At 67.9% G+C, this 24,537-nt stretch carries 12 protein-coding genes and 1 tRNA gene; 6 read left to right on the top strand and 7 right to left on the bottom strand.

Annotated elements, in window-relative coordinates; translation table 11 throughout:
* Positions 1–18: 18 nt before the first annotated feature.
* Entirely contained in the window at positions 19–657 is a 639-nt protein-coding gene (locus G8O29_RS10025; RefSeq protein ID WP_166403099.1) for a nucleoside/nucleotide kinase family protein, read from the bottom strand.
* A 166-nt stretch (positions 658–823) separates the two neighbouring features.
* Positions 824–3,196 carry an ATP-dependent helicase gene (locus G8O29_RS10020; protein ID WP_166403098.1) on the bottom strand — a complete coding sequence of 791 codons (2,373 nt, stop codon included), beginning with the start codon at positions 3,194–3,196 and terminating at the stop codon, positions 824–826.
* A 191-nt stretch (positions 3,197–3,387) separates the two neighbouring features.
* On the opposite strand from G8O29_RS10020, the gene pyc reads away from it, so the two are divergent.
* A complete protein-coding gene (gene pyc, locus G8O29_RS10015) occupies positions 3,388–6,828 on the top strand; it encodes a pyruvate carboxylase (RefSeq protein WP_166403097.1) in 3,441 nt (1,146 codons plus the stop codon).
* Positions 6,829–6,867: 39 nt separating this feature from the next.
* Here pyc and G8O29_RS10010 read toward each other — a convergent pair whose 3' ends face one another.
* The gene (locus tag G8O29_RS10010) at positions 6,868–7,065 is read right to left on the bottom strand and encodes a CsbD family protein (protein WP_166403096.1); all 198 of its coding nucleotides are present in this window, start codon (positions 7,063–7,065) and stop codon (positions 6,868–6,870) included.
* 194 nt (positions 7,066–7,259) lie between these two features.
* A complete protein-coding gene (locus tag G8O29_RS10005; RefSeq protein ID WP_166403095.1) occupies positions 7,260–7,502 on the bottom strand; it encodes an EF-hand domain-containing protein in 243 nt (80 codons plus the stop codon).
* Between the two features lie 295 nt (positions 7,503–7,797).
* Here G8O29_RS10005 and G8O29_RS10000 point away from each other — a divergent pair.
* A tRNA-Gly gene (locus G8O29_RS10000) sits at positions 7,798–7,872 on the top strand.
* A gap of 79 nt (positions 7,873–7,951) precedes the next feature.
* Here the strand turns inward: G8O29_RS10000 and G8O29_RS09995 are convergent.
* From G8O29_RS09995 to G8O29_RS09985, 3 genes are read right to left on the bottom strand one after another with little or no spacing between them, the layout of a single operon-like run.
* The gene (locus G8O29_RS09995) at positions 7,952–8,701 is read right to left on the bottom strand and encodes a CpsD/CapB family tyrosine-protein kinase (RefSeq protein WP_207623755.1); all 750 of its coding nucleotides are present in this window, start codon (positions 8,699–8,701) and stop codon (positions 7,952–7,954) included.
* Positions 8,702–8,761: 60 nt separating this feature from the next.
* The gene (locus G8O29_RS09990) at positions 8,762–10,321 is read right to left on the bottom strand and encodes a GumC family protein (protein WP_166403093.1); all 1,560 of its coding nucleotides are present in this window, start codon (positions 10,319–10,321) and stop codon (positions 8,762–8,764) included.
* The gene (locus G8O29_RS09985) at positions 10,322–11,416 is read right to left on the bottom strand and encodes an ExeA family protein (RefSeq protein ID WP_166403092.1); all 1,095 of its coding nucleotides are present in this window, start codon (positions 11,414–11,416) and stop codon (positions 10,322–10,324) included. It abuts the gene before it with no gap.
* 412 nt (positions 11,417–11,828) lie between these two features.
* On the opposite strand from G8O29_RS09985, the gene G8O29_RS09980 reads away from it, so the two are divergent.
* The 4 genes from G8O29_RS09980 to G8O29_RS09965 are packed head-to-tail and all read left to right on the top strand — an operon-like array spanning position 11,829 to position 24,396.
* Positions 11,829–18,152, top strand: coding sequence for a type I polyketide synthase (locus G8O29_RS09980; RefSeq protein ID WP_166403091.1), 6,324 nt, complete (start codon positions 11,829–11,831; stop codon positions 18,150–18,152).
* 12 nt (positions 18,153–18,164) lie between these two features.
* The gene (locus G8O29_RS09975) at positions 18,165–22,790 is read left to right on the top strand and encodes a MupA/Atu3671 family FMN-dependent luciferase-like monooxygenase (RefSeq protein ID WP_166403090.1); all 4,626 of its coding nucleotides are present in this window, start codon (positions 18,165–18,167) and stop codon (positions 22,788–22,790) included.
* Positions 22,787–23,443 (top strand): 4'-phosphopantetheinyl transferase family protein, encoded by a 657-nt coding sequence (locus G8O29_RS09970; protein ID WP_166403089.1) that lies wholly within the window; start codon positions 22,787–22,789, stop codon positions 23,441–23,443. Before G8O29_RS09975 ends, G8O29_RS09970 begins: the two co-directional genes overlap by 4 nt.
* A 5-nt stretch (positions 23,444–23,448) precedes the next feature.
* Positions 23,449–24,396, top strand: coding sequence for a hypothetical protein (locus G8O29_RS09965; protein WP_166403088.1), 948 nt, complete (start codon positions 23,449–23,451; stop codon positions 24,394–24,396).
* Positions 24,397–24,537: the final 141 nt, after the last annotated feature.

The following is a 24,537-nucleotide window of genomic DNA, read 5'->3' as shown; positions in this document are numbered from 1 at the left end:
CCCGCACTGCCTCCGGGGCTAGCCGTTGCGGATCACATGATCCGCCGAGATCGAGCATTCGCGCACCCGGCGCCCATTCGGCAGATCGTTTTCTTCCAGCTTTTCAACAATCTCGGCCTCGCTCAGCCCCAGCCGTTCCCAACGCCCGCGCAGGCGCGCGCGCAGGACATGCTCGGGCACATCGACCATCACCGTCAGATCGAACATCGGGTGCAGCCGGTCCCAGGGCGCTTCGTTCAGCAACAGCCAGTTGCCTTCGACCACGATGATCGGCACGTCCTTCGGGATCAGCCGCGCCCCGGCGCGGGCAATCTCGATCCTGCGGTCGAAGACCGGTACGGCGACCTCGTCCTCGTCCCGTGCCCGCAGCCGCTTCAGCGTGTGGTAAAGCCCGCCCACGTCGAAGGTCATCGGCGCGCCCTTGCGTGGCCGCAGCCCCGCCGGGACAAGATACAGGTCGTCGTAATGATACCCGTCCATCGGCAGCACCGCCGCCTGCCCCGGCTTCCGGCCGTTCAGCTTGCCCACCAGCTTGTCGGCCAGCGTCGATTTTCCCGACCCCGGAGCCCCGGCCAGCGCCGCGATCACCCGCCCGCCCTCTGCCGCGCGGGCCTCCAGACGGTCTGCGATCTGCGTCAGGTCGGCCAAGTTGCCCATGCGGTCCCTCCCCGGATTTGCGCGATCCTGCCCCGGCTTCCGACCCGGGTGCAAGACCCGGCAAAGCCTCTGCGCCCCTCAGGACAGGTCTTAATCAAACCTGAACGCCCACAGCCAACCCGTTGATTTCGTTGTCACAGAAAACCGCGCCGCGCGCGGCGCGTCCTCAGAACGGCACGTCATCCACCCGATCCGCCGGGATCACCCAGCGCGCGACGACCTTCTTCGACCCGGCATGGTCGAACTCCACGTCCAGCTTGTCCCCCTCGATCCCCATGATCTCGCCATAGCCGAACTTCTGGTGGAAGACCCGGTCGCCGATCACATAGGGGGACGAGGCCTCCATATCGATCACCACATGCCGCGTCTCCTGCGGCTGCCGCATGGGGCGGGTGCCCGAGTTCTCCTGCAACCGCCGCCAGCCGGGAGAGTTGTAGACGTCCGCCTTCGAGACCCGTTCCTCCAGACCCGACCCGAACCCGACCGAAGCCGCCGCGCCGAACCCGCCGCCATACAGGCCGGGCGCGGTCAGGACCTCGACATGCTCGGCGGGCAGCTCATCAATGAAGCGGGAGGGCAGCTGCGACTGCCACTGCCCATAGACCCGGCGATTACTGGCAAAGCTGATCGTCGCCAGCCGCTCGGCCCGAGTGATGCCGACATAGGCCAGCCGCCGCTCCTCCTCCAGCCCCTTCAGCCCGCTTTCGTCCATGCTGCGCTGGCTGGGAAACAGCCCGTCCTCCCACCCCGGCAGAAAGACCACCGGAAACTCCAGCCCCTTGGCGGCATGAAGGGTCATGATGGTGACCTTCTCCTCCGCCCCTTCCGTCTCGTTGTCCATGATGAGGCTGACGTGTTCGAGGAACCCCTGAAGGTTGTCGAACTGCTCCAGCGCCTTCACCAGTTCCTTGAGGTTGTCGAGCCTTCCCGGAGCCTCGGGCGTCTTGTCGTTCAGCCACATCTCGGTGTAGCCCGACTCCTCCAGGATCGTCTCGGCCAGCCGGATGTGGTCGTATTCCGGGTGCAGCGTGACCGCATGCCAGCGGTCCACCCCCTCGACAAAGGCCCGCAGCTGCGCCGCCCCCTTGCCGGGGATCACCCCCTTCGCCAAAGCCTCCCGCGCGCCGTCGAGGAGCGACACCCCCGCCGCCCGCGCCAGCACGTTGATCTTCGCCTGCGCCGTGTCGCCGAGGCCGCGCTTGGGCAGGTTCACCACGCGTTCGAAGGCCAGATCGTCGTCGGGGGACACCGCCAGCCGGAAATAGGCCATCGCATCGCGGATTTCCTGGCGTTCGTAGAACCTCGGCCCGCCGATCACCCGGTAGGGCAGGCCGATGGTCAGGAACCGGTCCTCGAAGGCGCGCATCTGGTGGCTGGCCCGCACCAGGATCGCCTGATGGTTCAGGTCCACCGGGTCCATGCCCCGCGTCCCGCGCTGGATCGCCTCGATCTCTTCGCCGATCCAGCGGGCCTCTTCCTCGCCGTCCCAATGGCCGATCAGCCGCACCTTCTCGCCCAAGGCCCCCGCCGTCCACAGGGTCTTGCCCAGGCGGCCTGCGTTCCTGGCGATGATGCCGGACGCCGCCGCCAGGATATGGCCGGTGGAGCGATAGTTCTGCTCCAGCCGGATCACCTGCGCGCCGGGGAAATCCTTCTCGAACCGCAGGATGTTGCCGACCTCGGCGCCCCTCCAGCCGTAGATCGACTGGTCGTCGTCGCCCACGCAGCAGATGTTCCGGTGCGACTGCGCCAGAAGCCGCAGCCAGAGATACTGGCAGACGTTGGTGTCCTGATATTCGTCCACAAGGATATAGCGGAACCAGCGCTGGTATTGTTCCAGCACATCCGGGTGCGTCTGGAAGATCGTCACGCAGTGCAACAGAAGGTCGCCGAAATCCGTGGCGTTCAGCGTCTTGAGGCGGTCCTGATAGGCGGCGTAAAGTTCCGTGCCCCGATTGTTGTAGGCCCCCGCTTCGGACGAGGGCACCTTTTCGGGCGTCCAGGCGCGGTTTTTCCAGCCGTCGATCAGGGAGGCCAGCAGCCGCGCGGGCCAGCGCTTTTCGTCGATGTTCGCGGCCAGGATCAGCTGCTTCAACAGCCGCAACTGGTCGTCGGTATCCAGTATCGTGAAATTCGGCTTCAACCCCACCAGTTCCGCATGCCGGCGCAGGATCTTGACCGACAGCGAGTGGAAGGTGCCCATCCAGGGCATCCCCTCGGCCACCTCGCCCAAAAGGCGGCCCACGCGATCCTTCATCTCGCGCGCGGCCTTGTTGGTGAAGGTCACGGCCAGAATCTCGTTCGGGCGGGCCTTGTGCTGGTTCAGAAGATGCACGATCCGCGCCGTCAGCGCCTTTGTCTTGCCCGTCCCCGCGCCGGCCAGCATCAGGACCGGCCCGTCCAGCGCCAGAACGGCGGCGCGTTGGGCGGGGTTCAGCTCGTCCAGATAGGGCGTCCCGCGCGTCGCCATCGCGCGCTGCGACAGCGGCACGACATTTGCGGCGGCGGCAAAGGCCTCGTCTTCATCCCATCCGTTCATCGCGCCAGTATAGCCGGAACCGCGCAGGGGGAAAGGCCCTGAGTTCCCGGATTGTTCGGGATGCAACCGCCCGCTTCGGTGCACCCGGGTATACTGTCGCATTTCTGTCGGGAAACGGCGGCATTCCCTCTTGCGCTGCAATGCAGCACCCCTAATGTGCCTTGGTCACGCTGCCTGGGGGAGTGCCGCCGATGCCCGAATTCAAGAAGATCCTGGTTGCCAACCGGGGCGAGATCGCGATCCGCGTGATGCGGGCGGCCAACGAGCTGGGCAAGAAGACCGTCGCGGTCTATGCTGAGGAGGACAAGCTCAGCCTCCATCGCTTCAAGGCGGACGAGGCCTATCGGATCGGTGAAGGCCTGTCGCCGGTGGGGGCTTACCTGTCGATCCCCGAGATCATCCGCGTCGCGCGCATGGCCGGGGCGGATGCGATCCATCCGGGCTATGGGCTTCTGTCCGAGAACCCGGATTTCGTCGATGCCTGCGATCAGGCCGGGATCACCTTCATCGGGCCCCGCGCCGAAACCATGCGGGCGCTAGGCGACAAGGCCAGCGCGCGGCGGGTGGCGATGGAGGCGGGCGTGCCCGTCATCCCGGCGACCGAGGTGCTGGGCGAGGACATGGCCGAGATCAAGCGCCAGGCGAAAGAGATCGGCTATCCCTTGATGCTCAAGGCCAGCTGGGGCGGCGGCGGGCGGGGGATGCGGCCGATCCTGTCCGAGGACGAGCTTGAGGCCAAGGTCCGCGAGGGCCGGCGCGAGGCGGAAGCGGCTTTCGGCAATGGCGAGGGCTATCTGGAGAAGATGATCCAGCGCGCCCGGCATGTCGAGGTGCAGATCCTGGGCGACAAGCAGGGCAACGTCTGGCACCTCTGGGAGCGCGACTGCACCGTGCAGCGCCGGAACCAGAAGGTCGTCGAGCGCGCGCCTGCCCCCTACCTTTCGCAGGCTCAGCGCGAGGAAGTCTGCGAGATGGCCAAGCGCATCTGTTCCCATGTGAACTACGAATGCGCGGGCACCGTCGAGTTCCTGATGGATATGGATACCGAGAAGTTCTACTTCATCGAGGTGAACCCCCGGGTGCAGGTCGAACACACGGTGACCGAGGAAGTCACCGGGATCGACATCGTCCAGGCCCAGATCCTGATCGAGGAAGGCAAGTCGCTGCCCGAAGCGACCGGCGTTGCCAGCCAGGCCGATGTGAAGCTGAACGGCCACGCGCTGCAGTGCCGGGTGACGACGGAAGACCCGCTGAACAATTTCATCCCGGACTATGGGCGGCTCACGGCCTACCGTAGCGCTACGGGCAACGGCATCCGTCTGGACGGCGGCACTGCCTATGCCGGGTCGGTCATCACGCGGTATTATGATTCGCTTCTGGTGAAGGTCACGGCCCATGCCCAGACGCCGGAAAAGGCGATTGCCCGGATGGACCGCGCCCTGCGCGAATTCCGCATCCGGGGGGTGGCGACGAACATCGAGTTCGTCATCAACCTGCTGAAGCATCCGACCTTCCTGGACAACACCTACACGACCAAGTTCATCGACACGACGCCCGAGCTGTTCCAGTTCAAGAAACGCCGCGACCGGGCGACGAAGATCCTTACCTACATCGCCGACATCACCGTGAACGGGCACCCCGAGACCTCGGGCCGTCCGCGGCCGCCGGCCGAGGCGAAGCCGCCGAAACCGCCCGCCTTGAAGGCCGACCCGGCGATGGGGACGCGCAATCTTCTGGAACAGAAGGGCCCGCAGGCCGTCGCGGACTGGATGAAGGCGCAGACCCGGGTGCTGATCACCGATACGACGATGCGCGACGGGCACCAGTCCCTGCTGGCCACCCGGATGCGGTCGATCGACATGATCAAGGTCGCGCCTGCCTATGCCGCGAACCTGCCGCAGCTGTTCAGCGTGGAATGCTGGGGCGGTGCGACCTTCGACGTGGCCTACCGCTTCCTTCAGGAATGCCCCTGGCAGCGCCTGCGCGACCTGCGCGCGGCGATGCCGAACCTGATGACGCAGATGCTGCTGCGCGCCTCGAACGGGGTGGGCTATACGAACTACCCGGACAATGTTGTTCGATCCTTCGTATTGCAGGCGGCAAAAACCGGCGTGGACGTGTTCCGGGTGTTCGATTCCCTCAACTGGGTCGAGAACATGCGCGTCGCCATGGACGCGGTGATCGAGGCGAACAAGGTCTGCGAGGGCACGATCTGCTATACCGGCGATCTTCTGGACCCGGCCCGGTCGAAGTATGACCTGAAATACTACCTGGACCGCGCGAAAGAACTGAAGGCTGCGGGCGCGCATGTTCTGGGGCTGAAGGACATGGCGGGGCTGCTGAAACCCGCTTCGGCCAAGATCCTCATCAAGGCGCTGAAGCAGGAGATCGGGCTGCCGATCCACTTCCACACCCACGACACCTCGGGCGCGGCGGCGGCGACGGTGCTTGCCGCCTGCGATGCCGGGGTGGACGCGGTCGATGCGGCGATGGATGCCTTCTCGGGCGGAACCTCGCAGCCCTGCCTTGGCTCGATCGTCGAGGCGCTGCGGAACACCGAGCGCGATACGGGTCTGGACATCGCGGCGATCCGGCAGATTTCCGACTATTGGGAGGCGGTGCGCAAGCAATATGCGGCCTTCGAAAGCGGGCTTCAGGCCCCCGCATCGGAAGTCTATCTGCACGAGATGCCCGGCGGGCAGTTCACCAACCTCAAGGCGCAGGCGCGCAGCCTTGGGCTGGAGGAACGCTGGCACGAAGTGGCGCAGGCCTATGCCGATGCAAACCAGATGTTCGGCGATATCGTGAAGGTCACGCCCTCCTCGAAGGTCGTCGGCGACATGGCGCTGATGATGGTGGCGCAGGGGCTGACCCGCGCGCAGGTCGAGGATCCGAACGTCGATGTGGCCTTCCCCGACAGCGTGGTGGACATGCTGAAGGGCAACCTCGGCCAGCCCCACGGCGGCTGGCCCGAGGGCATCCTGAAGAAGGTGCTGAAGGGCGAGAAGCCCTTGACCGAGCGGCCCGGCAAGACCCTGCCTCCGGTCGATCTGGAAGCCGTGCGCAAAAAGATCTCGGCCGAGATGAACGGGATCACCGTCGATGACGAGGACCTGAACGGCTACCTGATGTATCCCAAGGTCTTCCTCGACTACATGGGCCGGCACAAGCAGTATGGCCCGGTGCGCACGCTGCCGACGCCGGTGTTCTTCTACGGCATGCAGCCGGGCGACGAGATCAGCGTCGAGATCGACCCCGGCAAGACGCTGGAAATCCGCCTCCAGGCGGTGGGCGAGACGACCGAGGACGGCGAGGTCAAGGTCTTCTTCGAACTGAACGGCCAGCCCCGCGTGATCCGGGTGCCGAACCGTGCGATCAAGGCGAAGACGGCGGCCAAGCCCAAGGCGCAGGACGGCAACCCCGCCCATGTCGGCGCGCCGATGCCGGGCGCGGTGGCCTCGATCGCGGTGACGGTGGGCCAGAAGGTGCGCGCGGGCGACCTGCTTCTGAACATCGAGGCGATGAAGATGGAGACGGGGCTGCACGCCGACCGCGAGGCGGTGGTCAAGGCGATCCACGTCCATCCCGGGAGCCAGATCGAGGCGAAGGACCTGCTGATCGAACTGGAATGAAGGTGCAGGGTGGGCGAAATCGCCCACCCCGTCTTCCGGTCAGACCTTGTCGAAGAACTTCTTCACTTCTTCCTCGGCCTGTTCCTTGGTCTTGCCGTAACGCTCCTGAATCAGCCCGGCGAGCTTGTCCCGGTTGCCCTCGGCGACATCGAGCTCGTCATCGGTGAGCTTGCCCCAAAGGATCTTGGCCTCGCCTTTCAGCTGCTTCCATTTGCCGGCGATCTGGTCGTTGTTCATCTGGTCGCTCCGTCTGTATGGCCGCACGGGAGGCGCGGCCTTCACAGCGAGATGACGCAGGGGATCGGGAAGGGTTCCCTGCCCTGGCCGGGCATCGGCGGAAATGCGCCGGGGGCCCCTGCGCAGACCCGGCAGAGCCGCAAACGAAGAGGGCCGCCCCGAAGGACGGCCCCCGTGCCGGCAGGCAAGCGCGATCAGGCGGCGAAGGCGCCCGACTCGATGGCGGCCTTCAGCTCGTCGGCCGACAGTTCGCCCGAAGCGTCGGTGTCGGCGGCCTTGAAGGCCTCTTCGGTCACGTTCGCATAGACAGCCTGCACCTCGGCCAGCGAGAAGGTGCCGTTGCCGTCGGTGTCGGCCACTTCCTTGGCCGCGTCTTCGGCAAGGGCAGCGGTAGCGGTCAGGGCCGAAACGGCCAGAACGAGAGCGAGTTTGGTCATTCTGCTTACTCCGGTATTCTGCGACGCGGCATCCATTGCCGGGTCGGAAGCCCCACGGGACTTCGGGGCGCAACCGATTCAAAATAAACGTGATTCCAAGATGTTTCGCGCCGGGATGACCGCCGCCTCGCGCCGATTTTACCGCAGCCGCAAAGGGCCTTGACACCGCTGCCGCATCGTGGGCTTCGGCCAGCGCGCGGCGCCGCCGGGCGGAGGCGAGATTTTTTCGCCCGCATGCTTTTTTCCCCTTGCGGCCCCCCGCGCCTCTTTATAAATGCTCGCTCGTCCAGACGGCGCGGGCGTAGCTCAGGGGTAGAGCATAACCTTGCCAAGGTTAGGGTCGTGAGTTCGAATCTCATCGCCCGCTCCATCCGGACCTGCCAGAGGGCCCCTTCGCGGGGCCCTTTGTCGTTTCCGGGGCGGGCCGGCTGACCGATCCCGAGGGCGGCCTATTCGGGATAGGCCATCGCGCCTTCCCTCTCGGGATAGCGGCACTTGTTCAGCACGACGCCCAGCACCTGCGTCCGCTTGGCCAGGTCCTTGCCGCAGCGGTCCACTTCGGTGACGGTGGTCTCGTCCGCCGCCGCGATCATCAGCGCACAATCGACCTGGTCGAGGAACGAGATCGCGTCGTCATTGACCAGCATCGGCGACATGTCGAACAGGATGACATCGGGGCGGAGCCGGGTCTCGATCTCGTCGATCATGTCCGCCGTCCGGGGTGCGGACAGAAGCTCGGCCGGGCTGGCAATGGGCTGGCTGCTTGCCGCAAAGGCCAGATTCGGCCCGCAGCGACGGATCTGGCGCAGGTCCAGCGTCCCGCTTGCCAGCATCCCGCCGAAATCCTGGCCCGGTTCCAGACCCATGATTTTCAGGAGCGACGGGTGCCGCAGGTCGAGCTCGATCAGCAGGACCCGGGTATCGGCCATCCGCGCTAGGCTGAACGCCAGGTTCAACGCGATCGTCGATTTGCCGCAGCCCGGCGTGGGCGAGGTGATCGCCACGCGGGTCCAGCCGTTCGAGCGCAGGGTGCGGCTCATGTTGGTGCGCATCAGGTCGAAACTGGCGGCGGACTGGCCGGGATGCATCGCGACGATGCGGTTCCGTTCCAGCCGCTTGAAATCAAGCGACACCTCCCCCAGGTCGTGCCAGGGCCCGCGTTCGATCACGTGCTGCGCGCCGGGCTTGGCCCCCTGCATCTTGCGTTCCCGGGCGGCTCGGGCCTTGGCGAGTGCGGATTGAATGCGTTCCATGTCGTCCTACTCGGTCGTGACCGGGGCGGATTGTTCAGCCGCTCCGTTGAGATCTGGTGCCTGGGTCGCCGTCCCGAAGACGGTATTGATCGGCGTGATGTAGATGTGAACGACCAGCATCAGGATGGGAATGTTGATCAGCAAGACGGCCAGGAGCGCAAGGTTGCCGGCAAAGGCCCGCCGGTGCGAACGCGCGCCGTCCAGCAGGCCGACGGTCCCGAAGGCCGGCGCCCCGATCACCCGTGCCAGTTCGGACGGCCGTCGGATCGTCTGGTTCGTCATCTCCAGCAGGAACAGAAGGGCGGCCGAGAGGATCACGCCAGCCCCGAAGGAGGCCACGGCGATCCGCTTGCGGTTCGGCTCGGCCCGGAAGGCGGGGGGAATGGCCCGCTCGACCACGGTGATGCGCTGGCCGCGATCCGTCGCCTCGATCCGGTTGCCCATGCGGGCCTCGGACAGGCTGGCGACAGCCTGTTCGTACTGGACACGAAGCGTCTCGTAGTTGCTGCGCAGTTCGGCCAGCTTGATCGAATTCCTGGGTGTTGCCTCGATGCTCGCTTCCAGAGCGACGAGGTCCTTTTCGACCAGGCTCTTCTGTTCGGCCAGGAACTGTATCTGGCCGTCGATGTCCAGCATCTGCACCTGGAAGGGCGTCAGCCGCCCGCCGCCCGCGGCATCGCGCTGTTCCTTCACCGCCTCTTCCAGCGCGTTGACCTCGTTCTGCAAGGCCCGGACGCGCGGGTTCGTGGGCGACAGCACGACCAGCGCCGAGGCCAGCTCCTGCCGGGCGCGATCCAGCCGCTCTTCCTCGGGCGTGCGGGCATCGCCGCTGGTCACCACCCGTCCGGTGCGGTCGTAAAGCTCGGCCAGCCGCTGGCGCCGGTCGCGCAGTGCGGCCAGTTCGCGGTCAAGCTGCAAGAGACGCTCCTGCTGGGTTGCCTGCCGCGTGCGACGGAATTCCAGGCTTTCGGGCAGCGCGTCGCGGTTGGCCTGCTCGAACTCCAGGATCTTCGCGTTCTGCTGGCTCAGCTCCTCGGTCAGCCGTTCGACCTCCTGGGTGAAGAAATCCAGCGTGCTGGCCGAAGCCCCGGTGCGCAGTTCGGCGCTCCACTGCACGATCTGCTCGGCGATCTCGTTGGTGACATTGGCCGACACTTCGGGTTCGGAGGCCCCGAAAGACACCGTCACGACCCCGGTATTGCCCTGGTTGTTCTGCATGTAGATCGCCAGCCGGCTGGCCATGCTGTCCAGCTTCTGCTCGGAGGTCATTGTCGGAGCGTCGGCAAAGAGGTCGTGCCGGTCGGCGATGGCCAGAAGGTTCTCGCGGGTCATGATCCGCTGCTGGATCGCCAGCAGGATCTCGTCCGCCGTTGACCGCACGGTCGAGGCGGCAAGCTCGTCCGGGATCTGGGCATTCTCGATCAGCAGGCGCGCCTCGGCGCGGAAGACCGGCGGCAGCGACACGGCGTAGAGGATGCCCGCTGTGGTCGCCGTGAAGATGATCGCGGCGATGATCGGCAGGCGTCGCAGGATCAGCGCCAGATAGAACCTCAAATCCAGCGACATTCAGGTCGTCTCACTTGTCTGGCGTGGGGCGGATGCCGGGAAGAACACGCCGTCGTCCAGCACCTGCTGCAATATGGCGGGCGTAACCAGTTGCCGACCCCTGGTAAAGGCATAGACCATTGCCAGGTCGCACAGCTGGTTCACCAGCCGCGGCACACCCTTGGTCTGCTCGTAGATCATCGTGATGGCGGGCGCGGTGAAGATGCGCCGCTCGCAGCCCGCCACCCGCAGCCGGTGCGGGATGTACCCGCGCAGCGTCTTCAGATCCATTGCGCCGAGGTGATAGCTTGCCGCCACCCGCTGCGCGAACTGCCGCATCTCGGGCCGCGACACCAGATCGCGCAGTTCGGGCTGACCGATCAGCACCAGTTGCAGCACCTCGTCCTTGCCCGAATTGATGTTGATGAACATCCGCAACTCTTCCAGCGCCTCGGCCGACAGGTTCTGCGCCTCGTCGAAGATCAGCACGACGCTGCGGCCTGCCGCATATTCCGACAGCAGGAAGTTCTGGAACCGCGAGAAGAGATCGACATAGCTTTCCTCGATCTCGGCCGGCTGTTCCAGCGCGTGCAGCACCCAGCGCAGCAGCTCGGCCCGCGATCCGTGCGGGTTTGACACCAGCCCGACCCGAAGCTCGGATCCGAGCGACCGCACCAGGTGCAGCAGCAGGGTGGTCTTGCCCGCACCGACCTCGCCGGTGATCAGCGTGATCGGGGAATGTGCGCGCACGCCATATTCCAGCATCGTGTAGGCGCGCTGGTGCGACGGCGGCCAGTACAGGAATTCGGGGTCAGGGGTCAGGGCGAAGGGCCGGACCTTGAGGCCGAAATGCTCGGTGTAAAGGTCAGGCGTGCGCACGACGGGCGGCTCGTTCGGCAAGAGCCGGGAGCGGACCCTGGTCGAGGCCGGAAGGGATGATTCGCGAAACTCGCGCGGCGGCGTCGGTTGCAGGCTCCGATCCCGGTAGGTCGGAATGTCCGGGACCGGGTCCACGGCCGAATCGGCCGCGATCGGGGCAGACTCCGGCGCATTTCCGGCATCCGGGTCCAGCCACAGGATGCGGGATAACAACTTCCGGGACCTACTGCGCGTCATTCACTCACCCTTAAGCAATTTCCCGGGGTCTCCGGGTCCTTGCACCCCTGTCATAATCATACTTCAACGGCATTGCGACGGCCTCCAGACTACTGATGCCATTGCGGCAACAAAGTAGGGAAATCATCGGTGTAGGGTCCGGAATCCCCCTGAAATGGTCATTTTGTTACCCAATGTCCGTGCGTATCTAGACGGACTCATGTAGGAAAGCTCAAGGAAATTTTCACGGCGCGCGAATCGTTGATGGTCCCGGTCAGTCCCCGGTTTTCGGGAAGGTGGAGAGTAGGTTTGATGGTGCGGATTGGTCCCGGGTCCGGCGTGCGGCGCCGGACGGTGTGCGGCAGGCCGGTGGCAGGGCAATTCACGGCCCCGGTGGCCGCGGCCTTGGAAAGCAAGTCGAGAGGGTAATGGCATGAAGGATACGATGCAGGACCTTCCGGCAGAGACGGATATTGCCATCATCGGCATGGCCGCGCATCTGCCCGGTGCTGCCGACATCGCCGCCTATTGGGAAAACCTGCGCGAGGGTCGCAGCGCCGTGCGCCGCCTGACCGAGGAGGAAATCCTGGCCTCGGGCGAGAACCCGGCCCTGCTGCGCAACCCGAACTATGTGCCCGCCGCAGCGCTTCTGGAAGGCTACGACCGGTTCGACGCCGAATTCTTCGGCTTTTCCCCGAAAGAGGCCGCGATCCTTGACCCGCAGCACCGCCAGTTCCTGGAGGTCGCCTGGGAGGCGCTGGAGAACGCCGGCCACACGCCGGAAGGGTTCAAGGGCCGCATCGGCGTCTTCGCGGGCTGCGGGATGGGCAGCTATTTCTACTTCAACCTCTGCTCGAACCCGGCGCTGGTGGAAAGCACCGGCATGTTCCTGCTGCGGCATACCGGCAACGACAAGGACTTCCTGTCCACCCGCGTCAGCCATGTCTTTGACCTCAAAGGCCCCAGCCTTGGCTTGCAGACCGCCTGCTCCACCTCGCTGGTCGCCACGCATTACGCGATCCAGGCTCTCTTGAACGGCGAATGCGACATGGCGCTGGCCGGGGGGGTCACCATCGACATGCCCCAGGGGCGCGGCTACCTTTACAAGGAGGGCGAGGTCCTGTCGCCCGATGGCGTCTGCCACGCCTTCGACCACCGCGCGCAGGGCACCGTTTTCGGCTCGGGCGCGGGCACGGTCCTTCTGCGCCGGCTGGAGGATGCGCTGGCCGATGGCGACCACATCTGGGGCGTCATCAAGGGATCGGCCGTGAACAACGACGGGGCGGCGAAGGCGGGCTATCTGGCGCCTTCCGTCGAGGGTCAATCCGCCTGCGTCGCAACCGCCCTCGCCGTGGCCGGGACGCCCGCCGACACCATCGACTATGTCGAATGCCACGGCACCGGCACCTATCTTGGCGACCCCATCGAAGTCGCCGCCCTGACCGAGGCCTTCCGCCGCACCACCGACGCGAAAGGCTTCGCCAGGATCGGCAGCGTCAAGACCAACATCGGCCACCTCGACACGGCCGCCGGGGTCGCGAGCCTGATCAAGACGACGCTTGGTCTCTACCATGGCCAGATGCCGCCCAGCCTCAACTTTGAATCGCCGAACCCCGTCATCGACTTCGAGAACAGCCCTTTCCGGGTCAACGACCGCCTCACCGACTGGCCCCGCCGCAAGGGACCGCGCCGGGCCGGCGTGAACTCGCTGGGCGTGGGCGGCACCAATGCCTTTGTCGTGGTGCAGGAACCGCCGGCGCTGCCCGCCTCGGACCCCTCGGACTGGCCCTTCCAGCTTTTCACCCTGTCCGCACGCAGCCAGACGGCCCTGGGTGAGGCCTCATCCCGCCTGGCCGCCCACCTCCGCGCGCATCCCGAACAGCCGCTGGCCGATGTGGCCTGGACGCTGAAGGAAGGCCGCCGTGCCTTTGAACATCGCCGTGTGCTGGTGGCGGGCAGCCACGAGGAAGCGGCGCAGATGCTCGAGGCCGGCGATCCCCGCCGCGTCTTCACCCAGCGCCGTCTGGGCGATGCCCCCGATGTCGTGTTCATGTTCCCCGGCGGCGGCGCACAATACCCCAACATGGCGCGCGACCTTTACGAGACCGAACCCGTCTTTGCCGAATGGATGGACCGGGGCCTCGCCGCCCTGGGCGATGCCGAGGCCGAAACCCGCGCGCTCTGGCTGCCCGCGAAAGGCCAGGAACAGGCCGCTGCCGAAGCGCTGCGCCAGCCGTCCAAACAACTCCCGCTGATCCTGATCGTCGAGGTCGCGCTGGCGAAGCTGTGGGAAAGCTGGGGCGTGAAGCCCGCCGTCCTGATCGGCCACAGCATGGGCGAAAACGCCGCCGCATGCGTGGCGGGCGTGATGACGCTGGAGGCCGCCGTGGGCCTTGTCCGCCTGCGCGGGCAGCTGTTCGACACCGTGCCTGCGGGCGGGATGCTTTCCGTCCCCCTGTCCGAGGCCGCGCTGAAGCCCTACCTCGGCGATCTCGACATCGCCTCGGTCAATGCGCCGGAACTGACCGTGGTCTCCGGCCCCGACGCGGGGTTGAAGGACCTGGCCGAGCGCCTGAAGGCCGACGGCATCGACACGACCCGCATCGCCATCGACATCGCGGCGCATTCGAAGATGCTGGAAGGCATCCTGCCCGCCTTCCGCGCCCATCTTGCGGGCATGCAACTGTCGCCGCCGCAAATCCCGATCATCTCCAACCGCTCCGGCCAGGTCCTGACGGATGCCGAGGCGACCAGCCCCGACTACTGGGTCGCCCACCTGCGCAACACCGTCCGCTTCGCCGACGGCATGGCGACGCTGCGCCAGAAAGCCGACCGCGTGTATCTGGAGGTCGGCCCCGGCCGCGCGATGGCCTCGCTGGCGCAGGCCAACGGCGCGATGGGCGGCCAGCCGGTCCCGGCGAGCCTCCGTCACCCCGACGACACGGTCAGCGACGACCGCCACTTCATCGCCACCCTCGGCCGCCTCTGGGCCTGCGGGGCTGAACCCGACCTCACCCAGCTCTGGGGCGAGGCGAAACGCCGCCGCGTGCCGCTACCGACCTACCCCTTCCAGCGCAGCCGATATTTCGTCGAACGCGGCCAACCCGCGGTCACGACCGAGGCTGACCTGACCGCGAAACGCCACGACAGCGTGACCGACTTCGGCTACCGCATCGGCTGGCGCGTGATGCCCGCCGACTGCCCGGTCGATGTGGAAACCGAACTCGGGCCTGCCCTCACCTGGCTCGTCTTCGCCGATGAGGCGGGCCTCGCCCGCGCCGCCGTCCAGCGCCTGCGCGCCGGGGGCCACCGCGTCATCACCGTCCACGCCGGCGACGCCTTCGCCCGCACCTCGGACGACACCTACACCCTTGCCCCCGAACATGGGCGCGAGGGCTATGACGCGCTTCTCGCCGACCTCGCCCAGCGCGACCTGTCCCCGGCCCGGATCGCCCACTTCTGGCTGGTGACCGAGAAGGAAGCCTTCCGCCCCGGCTCCTCCTTCTTCCAGCGGAACCTTGAGCAAGGCTTCTGGAGCCTCTTCTTCCTCGGCCAGGCCATCGCCGAGATCGGCCTGAAGCCCCTGCCCCACCTGACCGTCGTCACCTCCGGCGCGGCGCAGGTCCGCACGGAAGCCCTGCCCTACCCCGAGAAAGCCACCGTCGCGGGCCCCGTCCGCGTGATGCCGCGCGAACTGCCGGGGATCACGGCCAGCCTCCTCGACGTGACGCTCGACAAGAAGATCACGGCGGAAACGGTCTCGGCGGTGCTGGAGGAAATGCTCGCCACCCCGGCCAACACCGTTGCCGCCCTTCGTGGCAGCCGCAGGCTTGAAACCCGCCTCGTCCCTGCGAAACTTCCCGAACCGGCCGAGGTTCCCGAAGGCTCCGTCTGGGTCATCACCGGCGGTTTCGGCGGGATCGGCGTCACCGTGGCCGAGCGCCTGATGCGCGACCGCCATGCAAAGGTCGCCCTGATCGGCCGCAACCTCCCCGAACCGGGGTCCGTCCGCGCCGGGGTCCTGAGCCGCCTCGAACGGCTTGGCCGCGTGATGGCCGTCGCCGCCGATGTCTGCAACCCCGAGGAAATGCGCGCCGCCTTCGACCGGGTGCGTGCCGAGTTCGGCCCGATCTACGGCGTCGTCCACGCCGCAGGCACCGTCGATGACGCGCCGCTTCTCGGCAAGGACCCCGGCTCTGCCGACGCCGTCCTGTCGCCGAAGGTGCACGGGACGAAGCTTCTCGACACGCTGCTCCCCGATGGCGCGGTGGACCGGATCGTGCTGTTCTCCTCGACCTCCACCGTCCTGACCCCCGCCGGACAGGCCGACTATGTTGCGGCGAACGAATACCTGAACGCCTTCGCACGGCATCGCTCCGGTGGCCGCACCCGCGTCACCGCGATCAACTGGGGCATCTGGTCCGGCATCGGCATGGCCGCCGACGCCGACGCCCGCCGCCAGGGCAAGGACGCGGGCACCCCGCTGCCCGGGCAACTGGTCCTGGAACAGATGCAGAAGACCGAGGATGAAACCCGTTTTCACGCGACCCTGACAAAGAACCACTGGGTCATGGACGACCACCGGCTTCTTGACGGCACCGCCGTCCTGCCCGGTTCCGCCTACCCCGAAATCGCAGGAGAAGCCCTTGCGGCTGCGGGCGCCAGACCCGGCTTCCAGCTGACCGACCTCACTGTCTTCCGCCCCCTGAGGCTTGAGGCCGACCTGCCCCGCGATTTCCGCGTCAGCCTGACCCGCAGCCGCGACGGCAAGCAGCGCCTCCAGGCCCGCGCGCTGGAGCCGCAAGGCTGGGCACTTACCGCCGAGATGGGCGTCACCCCACTGGAGGCCCCCGCAGGCATCATCGACCTTGCCGCCATCGCCGCCCGCTGCCCTGACAAGACCACGGCGGCAGGGGGCGAGAACCTGCCTTCCGCGCAGGAGGACCGAATCGCCTTCGGCCCGCGCTGGCAGGTCCTGAAGGCCACCGCCCTCGGCAACCGCGAGGGCCTTGCGACCCTCTCCCTCCCCCCGCAGGCCGTGGTGGACACCGCCACCGCCGCGCTGCACCCGGCCCTTTACGACATCGGCACCGGCTGGGGCATCGCGCTGCTGCCGAAGGTGGAGGAGGGCTTCGTCTGGGCCCCCGTCACCACGACCTCTGTCCGCGTCCACGGGGCGCTTCCCGCCGAAATCCGCAGCTGGGTCCGCCTGTCAGGCACGCCCTCCGACGACACCGCCAGCTTCGACGTCTCCCTGACCGACCCCACGGGCCGCGTGCTGGTCGAGGTCGAAGGCATCACCTTCCGCAAGGTCGCCTTCGAGGAAGCCCTTGCCAAACCCGCCGCCCCGAACCCGCGCGAGGTGATCCGCGACGAAGAAGGCCGCGGCCAGTCCCCCGCCGAACAGCGCCTTGCCGAGGCGCTTGCCGGCGGCATCCGCCCCGCCGAGGGCGCCGAGGCCTTCCTGCGCGCACTTGCCGCCGAGGGGGCGCAGGTTCTGGTCTCGTCTCTCGACCTCGAAGCCCTCGTCAAACAGGCCAACGCCCCCGTCGCTGCGGAAAGCGAAGGCCCCGGTTTCGCCCGCCCCGAGCTGGAAAGCGCCTATGTGGCACCCCGCAACTCGGTCGAACGCACCCTCGCAGGCTTCTGGGCCGAGCTTCTGGGCGTGTCCGAAGTGGGGGTCGAGGACGACTTCTTCGCCCTCGGCGGCCATTCCCTGATCGCCGTGCGCCTGTTCGCGATGATCCGGCGGCAGTGGAAGGTGGATTTCCCGATCTCGGTCCTGTTCGAGGCCCCGACCATCGCCCGCTGCGCCGCGCTCATCATCGACCGCATCGGCCCGCAGGACGACAACGCCCCCGCGCCGACGCAACTCGCCGATCCGGCCGGGCCGAAGTTCACCCATCTCGTCGCCATGCACCGGGGCGAGGGCGGGCCGAAGACGCCGTTCTTCCTCGTCGCCGGCATGTTCGGCAACGTCCTCAACCTGCGCCACCTTGCCAGCCTTCTGGGCACCGATCGCCCGTTCTACGGGCTTCAGGCCAAGGGCCTGTTCGGAGACGACAAGCCGCACATGACCATCGAGGAAGCCGCTGCCTCCTGTCTTGCCGAAATCCGGCAGGTGCAGCCGAAGGGCCCCTACCTCCTCGGCGGCTTCTCCGGCGGCGGGCTGACCGCCTGGGAGATCGGCCGCCAGCTGCGCGCCGAGGGCGAGGAGGTGGCCCTCATGGTCCTTCTCGACACGCCGCTGCCGGTGCGTCCGGTCCTGACAAAGCCCGACAAGGTGCTGATAAAGCTGGCCGAACTTCGCGCCGGTGGCCCGAAGTTCCTTGCGCAGTGGGCGCGCCGCCGCTGGGAATGGGAACGCTCGCGCCGGGCAAGGGCCGCGAACGAACCCGACCCGACCGTGCCTTCCTACAACAACGCCGCCATCGAGGCCGCCTTCCGCCATGCGATCGGCGTCTATGATCTGAAGGCCTGGGAGGACGGCAATGTCGTCCTCTACCGCCCGCCCCTGGACCGCCGCTTCAAGGTCACGGGAGGCAACTGGGTGTCGGAGGCCCGGGAATATGTCTTCCACGACAACCTCTGGACGCCCTATGCGCCCCGTCTGACCGTGGTCGAGGTGCCGGGCGACCACGATTCGATGGTGCTGGAACCGAACGTGCGCGTTCTTGCGGCACGGATGAAGGCCGCGATCCAGGCCGCCGAGGCGGGCACATCCCGCCACCCCGACCACAGACTTGCCGCCGAATGACCGGAGACTGACATGACCCTGACCGCCCTTCTGATCGGCAATGAAAGTCTGACGGTGGAATGCGGCAAGCGCTGGCTGGAGCGGGGGCACCGGCTTGCGGCAGTGGTCACGCGCGAGGCCAGGGTGGCCAGCTGGGCCGCCGACGCGGGGCTGCGGATCATCGCCCCCGGCGCCGGGCTGGCCGAGCGGACGGCGGGTCTGACCTTCGACTGGTTGTTGTCGGTTGCCAACCTCTCGCTCGTCCCCGCCACGGTTCTGGGGCTGGCGCGGCAGGGCGGGGTCAATTTCCACGACGGACCGCTGCCCGGCTACGCCGGTCTCAACGCGCCGGTCTGGGCGCTGCGGAACGGCGAGACTAGCCACGCCGTCACCTGGCATCTGATGACCGACGGCATCGACGAAGGCGATATCCTGGCCAGCCGCGCCTTCGACATCGAGCCGGACGATACCGCCTTCACCCTGAATGCGCGCTGCTTCGGGGCAGCGCTGGACAGTTTCCCCGAGGTGATGGCGGCGCTGGAGGCGGGGGGACAGCCGCGCCAGCCTCAGGCGGCGGGGGCGCGCAAGGTCTGGATGCGGGCGGATCGGCCCGCGGCGGCCGGCCGGCTGGACTTCACGCAACCCGCCGAGACGGTCGCCCGCCATGTGCGCGCGCTGGATCATGGCGGATATCGCAACCCGCTGGCCGTCCCGAAGATCGAGGCGGCGGGTCAGGTCTGGGCCGTGGGGCTGGCCGAGGTCGTTCCGGGCCAGGCCAGCCCGGGCACGGTGCTTGCGCGCGATCCCGACAGCCTGACGGTGGCCTGTGGCTCGGGTGCGGTGCGCCTGTCCCGTCTGACCTGCCTGAAGGGCCTGCCCGTCGACACCGCCCGGGCCGAAGCCAACCTGCCCTCGCCCGATGCCGCGCTGGCCGCAGGTCTGGACGCAGCCCTTGCGCCTGCGGCCGAAGCCGAGGCGCGGCTGCGTGGCCTGCTGCTGCACCCCGATCCGGTGCTGCCGGGCGCGACGACCGCAGTGCAGGACTGGCGGCAGATCCAGCTGGATCTGCCGGGCGTTACACCCGCGCGCCTTGCCCTTGCGACGCTTCGTGCGCTTGGCCGGACCGGAGGCGACATTGCCTTTGCATCCGGCGCCGACCCCGCACCGGGCTATCTTCTGCCATGGGTCCCGGTTCGGCTTGACGCCACCGGCCCCGTGGCCGAGGCCGAAGCCCGCGCCAGCCGGGCGCTGGATGCCGCCCGCGCCGCTGGCGGCCTGGCCGCCGACCTTGCCCTGCGCGAGCCGGGCCTGAGCGCGCTTCTGCCCTCGGGCCTCGCGATTGGCGGGGGGAGCGGACCGCTTTCCGGCAGCACGGTGACGATCACCACCGGCACAACCCCGACCCTCTGGCACGACGCGGCCCGCCTGCCTGCCGCCGAAGCCGCCCGCATCGCCGAACGCATCGCCCGCCTCGTCGCAGCGATGGCCGGCACGCCCGGGGCCGATCTTTCCGGGCTGAGCCATCTGTCCGCCGCGGAAACCGACGTTTATGCCGGGGCGCTGGACGCGACCAGACGCGACTATGACCGGCAGGCCACGCTGCCCGGTGCGATCCTTGCGCAGGCCGCGCGGACACCCGATGCGACCGCCGTCATCGCGGGTGAGGCGCGGCTCAGCTATGCGCAGCTTGCCGACCGGGCGGGCCGGATCGCGAACACCCTGCGAACGATGGGCGTCGCGCGCGGCGCGCTTGTCGGCCTTGCCTGCCGCCGGACGCCCGACATGGTGGCCGGCGCCCTTGGCATCCAGCTTGCCGGCGCGGCCTATGTCCCGATGGACCCGGCCTACCCGGCCGACCGCCTGGCGCTTTATGCCGAGGATTCGGGCTGTCCGGTCATCGTCACCGAAAGCGCCGTGGCCGACACCTTGCCGCAGGGCCCGACGCTTCTGATCCTGGACAGCGATCCTCGCCTTTCCTCTGCGCCCACGACCACGCCCGCCGACGGCCCGACCGCCGACGACCCGGCCTATGTGATCTACACCTCCGGCTCGACCGGCCGCCCGAAGGGTGTCGTCGTCGGCCATCGCAACGTGATGAACTTCTTCGCGGGCATGGATGACGTGCTGGGCACCGATCCCGGATGCTGGCTGGCCGTCACCTCGCTGTCCTTCGACATCTCGGTGCTGGAACTGTTCTGGACCCTGAGCCGCGGCTTCACCGTGGTCCTGGCCGACGACAGCGCGCGGGTCCGGCCCTCGGGCGGGGCGGCGGGCGGCAGCGGGATCAGCCCCCGGAAGATGGAGTTCAGCATCTATTACTGGGGCAACGACGACCTGCCAGGCCCCTCGAAATACGAGCTTCTGCTCGAAGGCGCGAAGTTTGCCGACCAGAACGGATTTGTCGCGGTCTGGACCCCGGAACGCCATTTCCACGCCTTCGGCGGCCCCTATCCGAACCCTTCGGTGACCGGGGCGGCGGCGGCGGCGATCACCAGAAACATCGGCGTCCGCGCCGGGTCCATCGTCGCGCCCCTGCATCACCCCGCCCGCATCGCCGAGGAATGGGCGGTCATCGACAACCTGACCAATGGCCGCGCGGGCCTGGCCTTTGCCTCGGGTTGGCAGCCCGACGACTTTGTCCTGCGGCCGGAAAACACGCCCCCCGCGAACCGTCAGGCACTGTTCGACGCGCTGGACCAGGTCCGCCGGCTGTGGCGCGGCGAGGCGGTGGAGTTTCCGCGCAAGGACGGCACGCCCTTTGCCGTCCGGACCCAGCCGCGCCCGGTGTCGCCGGAAGTCGAGGCCTGGGTCACCACCGCCGGGAACCCGGACACCTGGCGCGAGGCCGGCAAGGCGGGTGCCCATGTGCTGACCCATCTTCTTGGCCAGTCGATCCCGGAAGTGGCCGACAAGGTCAGGCTTTACCGCGCCGCGCTGGCCGAGGCCGGGCATGACCCGTCAAGGTTCAAGGTCACGCTGATGCTGCACACCTTCCTTGCCGCCGACCGCGAGACGGCGCGCGAGGTGGCGCGCGAGCCGATGAAAAGCTACCTGCGCTCGGCTGCTGCCCTCATCAAGCAGTACGCATGGGCCTTCCCGGCCTTCAAGAAGCCGCAGGGTGTGGCCAATCCGATGGACATCGACCTGGGCTCGCTTGCGCCCGATGAACTGGAGGCGATCCTCGATTTCGCCTTCCAGCGCTATTTCGAGGACTCCGGCCTGTTCGGCACGGTCGAGGACGCGGTGAAGCGGGTGGAGGAGCTGAAGGCCATCGACATCGACGAGGTGGCCTGCCTGATCGACTACGGCATCGCAACGCCCGTGGTTCTGGAAGGGCTGAAACATGTGGCCGAGGTGCTGCGCATCACCAATGCCGGGGCCGGCGCGGATGACTCCTTGGCCGGCCTGATCCTCCGCCATGGCGTGACCCATCTGCAATGCACGCCCTCGATGGCGCGGATGCTGGCCGAGGACGACGGCGCCCGTGCCGCGCTGAAGCGGTTGCAGCGGATGCTGGTCGGCGGCGAGGCGCTGACCGGTCGTCTGGCGGCGGACCTTTCGGGTCTGATCGGGGCGCCGGTTCTGAACATGTATGGCCCGACCGAGACGACGATCTGGTCCTCGGTCGAGGCGACGACAGGCGCGGACGGCGTGGTCAACATCGGCCAACCCATTGCGAACACCGCGCTTTATGTGCTGGACGAGGCCCAGGCCCCGGTGGCCGATGGCCAGGAGGGAGAGCTATGGATCGGCGGCGAGGGCGTCGCGCAGGGCTATTTCCGGCGCCCCGACCTGACCGCCGACCGCTTCCGCCCCGACCCCTTCGCGGGCGGGGGACGGATGTACCGGACCGGCGATCTGGTGCGCAAGCGACCCGATGGCAAGCTCGACTACCTCGGGCGGGCCGATTTCCAGGTCAAGATCCGGGGCCACCGGATCGAGCTGGGCGAGATCGAGACCGCGCTTGAGGCCGCGCCCGGCATCCGCCAGGCCGTGGTCATCGCGCGCGAGGACCAGCCGGGCGACCTGCGGCTGGTGGCCTATGTCACCGCCTCCGGCGAGATCGACGCCGCGGCGCTGAAGGCCGGTCTGTCCGCGCATCTGCCCGATGTCATGATTCCAGCCCATATCCTGCGGCTTGACGCCTTCCCGTTGACCCCGAACGGCAAGGTGGACCGCAAGGCACTGCCGGCGCCCTTCGCCTCGGTCATCCCGGCCCAGGTTGTTCCCGCTGCCCCGGCCCAAGCCGAGGCCCCGGAGGCAGCGGCGCGACCCGCAGCCGGAACAGGCGGCAATCTGGAGGCGGCCATTGCGGCCGTCTTTGCCCGTGTGCTCGGCGTGCCGCAGGTGGGTCGGTCGGACAACTTCTTCACCCTCGGCGGCCATTCGCTCTTGGCGGTGCAGGCGCATCGCGAGCTGAAGGTGGCGCTGAGTTCCGACCGGATCGCGATCACCGACATCTTCCGCTTCCCGGTCGTCTCGGCACTGGCAGACCATATCGCGCGGCTGGTGCCGCAGGCTGCGCCGGCCGCGGCCGCGATCCCGGCCCCGGCCGCCGCGGCACCGCAGGCCGGCGCGACCGAGGCCGCCGACAGCCGGATGGACGCGATGGCCCGCCGCCGGGCCATGCGCGAGGCGCGGGAGAAGGCGCTGGGATGACCGCCGCCGTGCGGCTCGGCCGGATCGGCCAGGCGCTGGCTGCGCTGTTCCCGGCCGAAGTGTCGGTCGCGCTCTGCAATCTTGCCGCCGCCGAGCCGGCTGCACTCTGGCCCGAAGAGCGTAAAACCCTCGGCGCGGCTGTACCGCGCCGGGTGATGGAATTCGCCGCCGGAAGGCAGGCCGCGCGGCAGGCGCTGTCGGCGCTTGGCGTCGCCCCGCGCGCGCTGCCCGTGCTGCCCGACCGCGCGCCGCTGTGGCCAGAAGGCATCGCGGGGTCGATCTCGCATGCTGCGGGTCTTGCCGTGGCTGTCGTCCGGCGCGGCGCCCCGCTTGGCGTCGATGTGGAAGAGGACCAGCCGCTGCCCCCCGACCTCTGGCCCGAGATCGCCTCGGCGGCCGAGCGCGCGGCCCTTCCGGCGGGCGAGACAGGGCTGTGGCTCCGGCGGCTCTTTGCCGCAAAGGAGGCGCTTTTCAAGGCGCAGGCGCAGGGTGCGCGGGCGATGTTCGGCTTTGATGCCGCGCATGTGACCCTTGCCGAGGCCGGCTTCGACGCCCAGTTTCAGCAGGATGCCGGAGCCTTCCGCGCCGGTGACGTGGTGCGGGGTCGCCTGGCCCTGGTCGAAGGTCTGGTCCTGGCAGGGGTGACACGGTGACGATGATGACGCGACGCAAGGCGATCCTGGCCAGCCTCCTGTCGGCAATCGGCGCGGGCGGGCTTTACTGGCACCTGACCCGCGCGCCCTCGGCGGCTTCGGTACGGACCCGGCTGACCAGGTCTTCGGTGCCGAAACCCGCCGCGCCGCTGGCCGTCTTTCACCTGGGCCACAGCCTGGTGAACCGCGACATGCCCGCGATGCTGGCACAGATGGCCCCCGGCGGGCATCGCTATGACAGTCAGCTTGGCTGGGGCACCACCTTGCAGGCCCATTGGGGCCACGCCCCGATCAACGGCTTCGAGGCCGAGAATGCCCATCCCCGCTTTCGCCCCGCGCTGGAGGCCGTGCGCAGCGGCGACTACGATGCCATCGTCCTGACCGAGATGGTCGAGATCCGTGCCTCGATCCGCTATTATGACAGCCCGGTCTATCTGGCCCGCTGGGCCGGAGAGGCGCTGAAGGCGCGGCCCGACGTGCGGCTTTACCTCTACGAGACCTGGCACCAGCTGGACGATCCCGAGGGCTGGCTGGAACGGCTTGACCGCGACCACGACCGCTACTGGTTGTCGCGCGTCCTTGGCCCGGCGCTGGAGCGGCTGCCGGCGGGCAGCCGCATCCACCTGATCCCCGCCGGGCAGGTGCTGGCCGCCTTCGTCCGCGCGGTCGAGGCGCGGGGCGGGCTTGGCAATGTCCGGGACCGCACCGACCTGTTCTCCCGGGCCGAGGACGGAACGCTGGACGTGATCCACCTGAACGATCTGGGCAACTATCTGGTCGCCCTGGTCCACTACACCGCGCTTTATCAGCAAAGCCCGCTTGGTCTGCCCCATGCGCTGTTGCGGGCCGACGGCAGCGTGGCGGTGGCGCCGGACTCCGACGTGGCGCGGCTGATGCAGGAGACGACCGATTCGGTGGTGCGCAACCTTGGCTTGTCCGGTCTTTCCGCATGATGTGGCATATCGGCCACCTCGGCCCGCAATAGAGGCGCCGAAGCCCAGCTCGGGGCGGGCGGCGCAGAGTTCGGGCACATTTCCCCTTTCCGATCCGCGCGCGGGTCAATAACCTTGGGTGTCAGTGTCAGCGCCCGTCCT

This window comes from Rhodobacter calidifons (assembly GCF_011174775.1).
GTDB classification, from domain to species: Bacteria; Pseudomonadota; Alphaproteobacteria; order Rhodobacterales; family Rhodobacteraceae; genus Tabrizicola; species Tabrizicola calidifons.
The sequence above is the reverse complement of the archived record's forward strand: the minus strand, read 5'-3'. Positions and strand labels throughout refer to the sequence as shown.

Excerpts from the sequence above, each read along its gene's own strand:
- G8O29_RS10025 (WP_166403099.1), bottom strand. The coding sequence starts at position 657 with ATGGGCAACTTGGCCGACCTGACGCAGATCGCAGACCGTCTGGAGGCC.
- G8O29_RS10020 (WP_166403098.1), bottom strand. The coding sequence starts at position 3,196 with ATGAACGGATGGGATGAAGACGAGGCCTTTGCCGCCGCCGCAAATGTC.
- pyc (WP_166403097.1), top strand. The coding sequence starts at position 3,388 with ATGCCCGAATTCAAGAAGATCCTGGTTGCCAACCGGGGCGAGATCGCG.
- G8O29_RS10010 (WP_166403096.1), bottom strand. The coding sequence starts at position 7,065 with ATGAACAACGACCAGATCGCCGGCAAATGGAAGCAGCTGAAAGGCGAG.
- G8O29_RS10005 (WP_166403095.1), bottom strand. The coding sequence starts at position 7,502 with ATGACCAAACTCGCTCTCGTTCTGGCCGTTTCGGCCCTGACCGCTACC.
- G8O29_RS09995 (WP_207623755.1), bottom strand. The coding sequence starts at position 8,701 with ATGCAGGGGGCCAAGCCCGGCGCGCAGCACGTGATCGAACGCGGGCCC.
- G8O29_RS09990 (WP_166403093.1), bottom strand. The coding sequence starts at position 10,321 with ATGTCGCTGGATTTGAGGTTCTATCTGGCGCTGATCCTGCGACGCCTG.
- G8O29_RS09985 (WP_166403092.1), bottom strand. The coding sequence starts at position 11,416 with ATGACGCGCAGTAGGTCCCGGAAGTTGTTATCCCGCATCCTGTGGCTG.
- G8O29_RS09980 (WP_166403091.1), top strand. The coding sequence starts at position 11,829 with ATGAAGGATACGATGCAGGACCTTCCGGCAGAGACGGATATTGCCATC.
- G8O29_RS09975 (WP_166403090.1), top strand. The coding sequence starts at position 18,165 with ATGACCCTGACCGCCCTTCTGATCGGCAATGAAAGTCTGACGGTGGAA.
- G8O29_RS09970 (WP_166403089.1), top strand. The coding sequence starts at position 22,787 with ATGACCGCCGCCGTGCGGCTCGGCCGGATCGGCCAGGCGCTGGCTGCG.
- G8O29_RS09965 (WP_166403088.1), top strand. The coding sequence starts at position 23,449 with ATGACGCGACGCAAGGCGATCCTGGCCAGCCTCCTGTCGGCAATCGGC.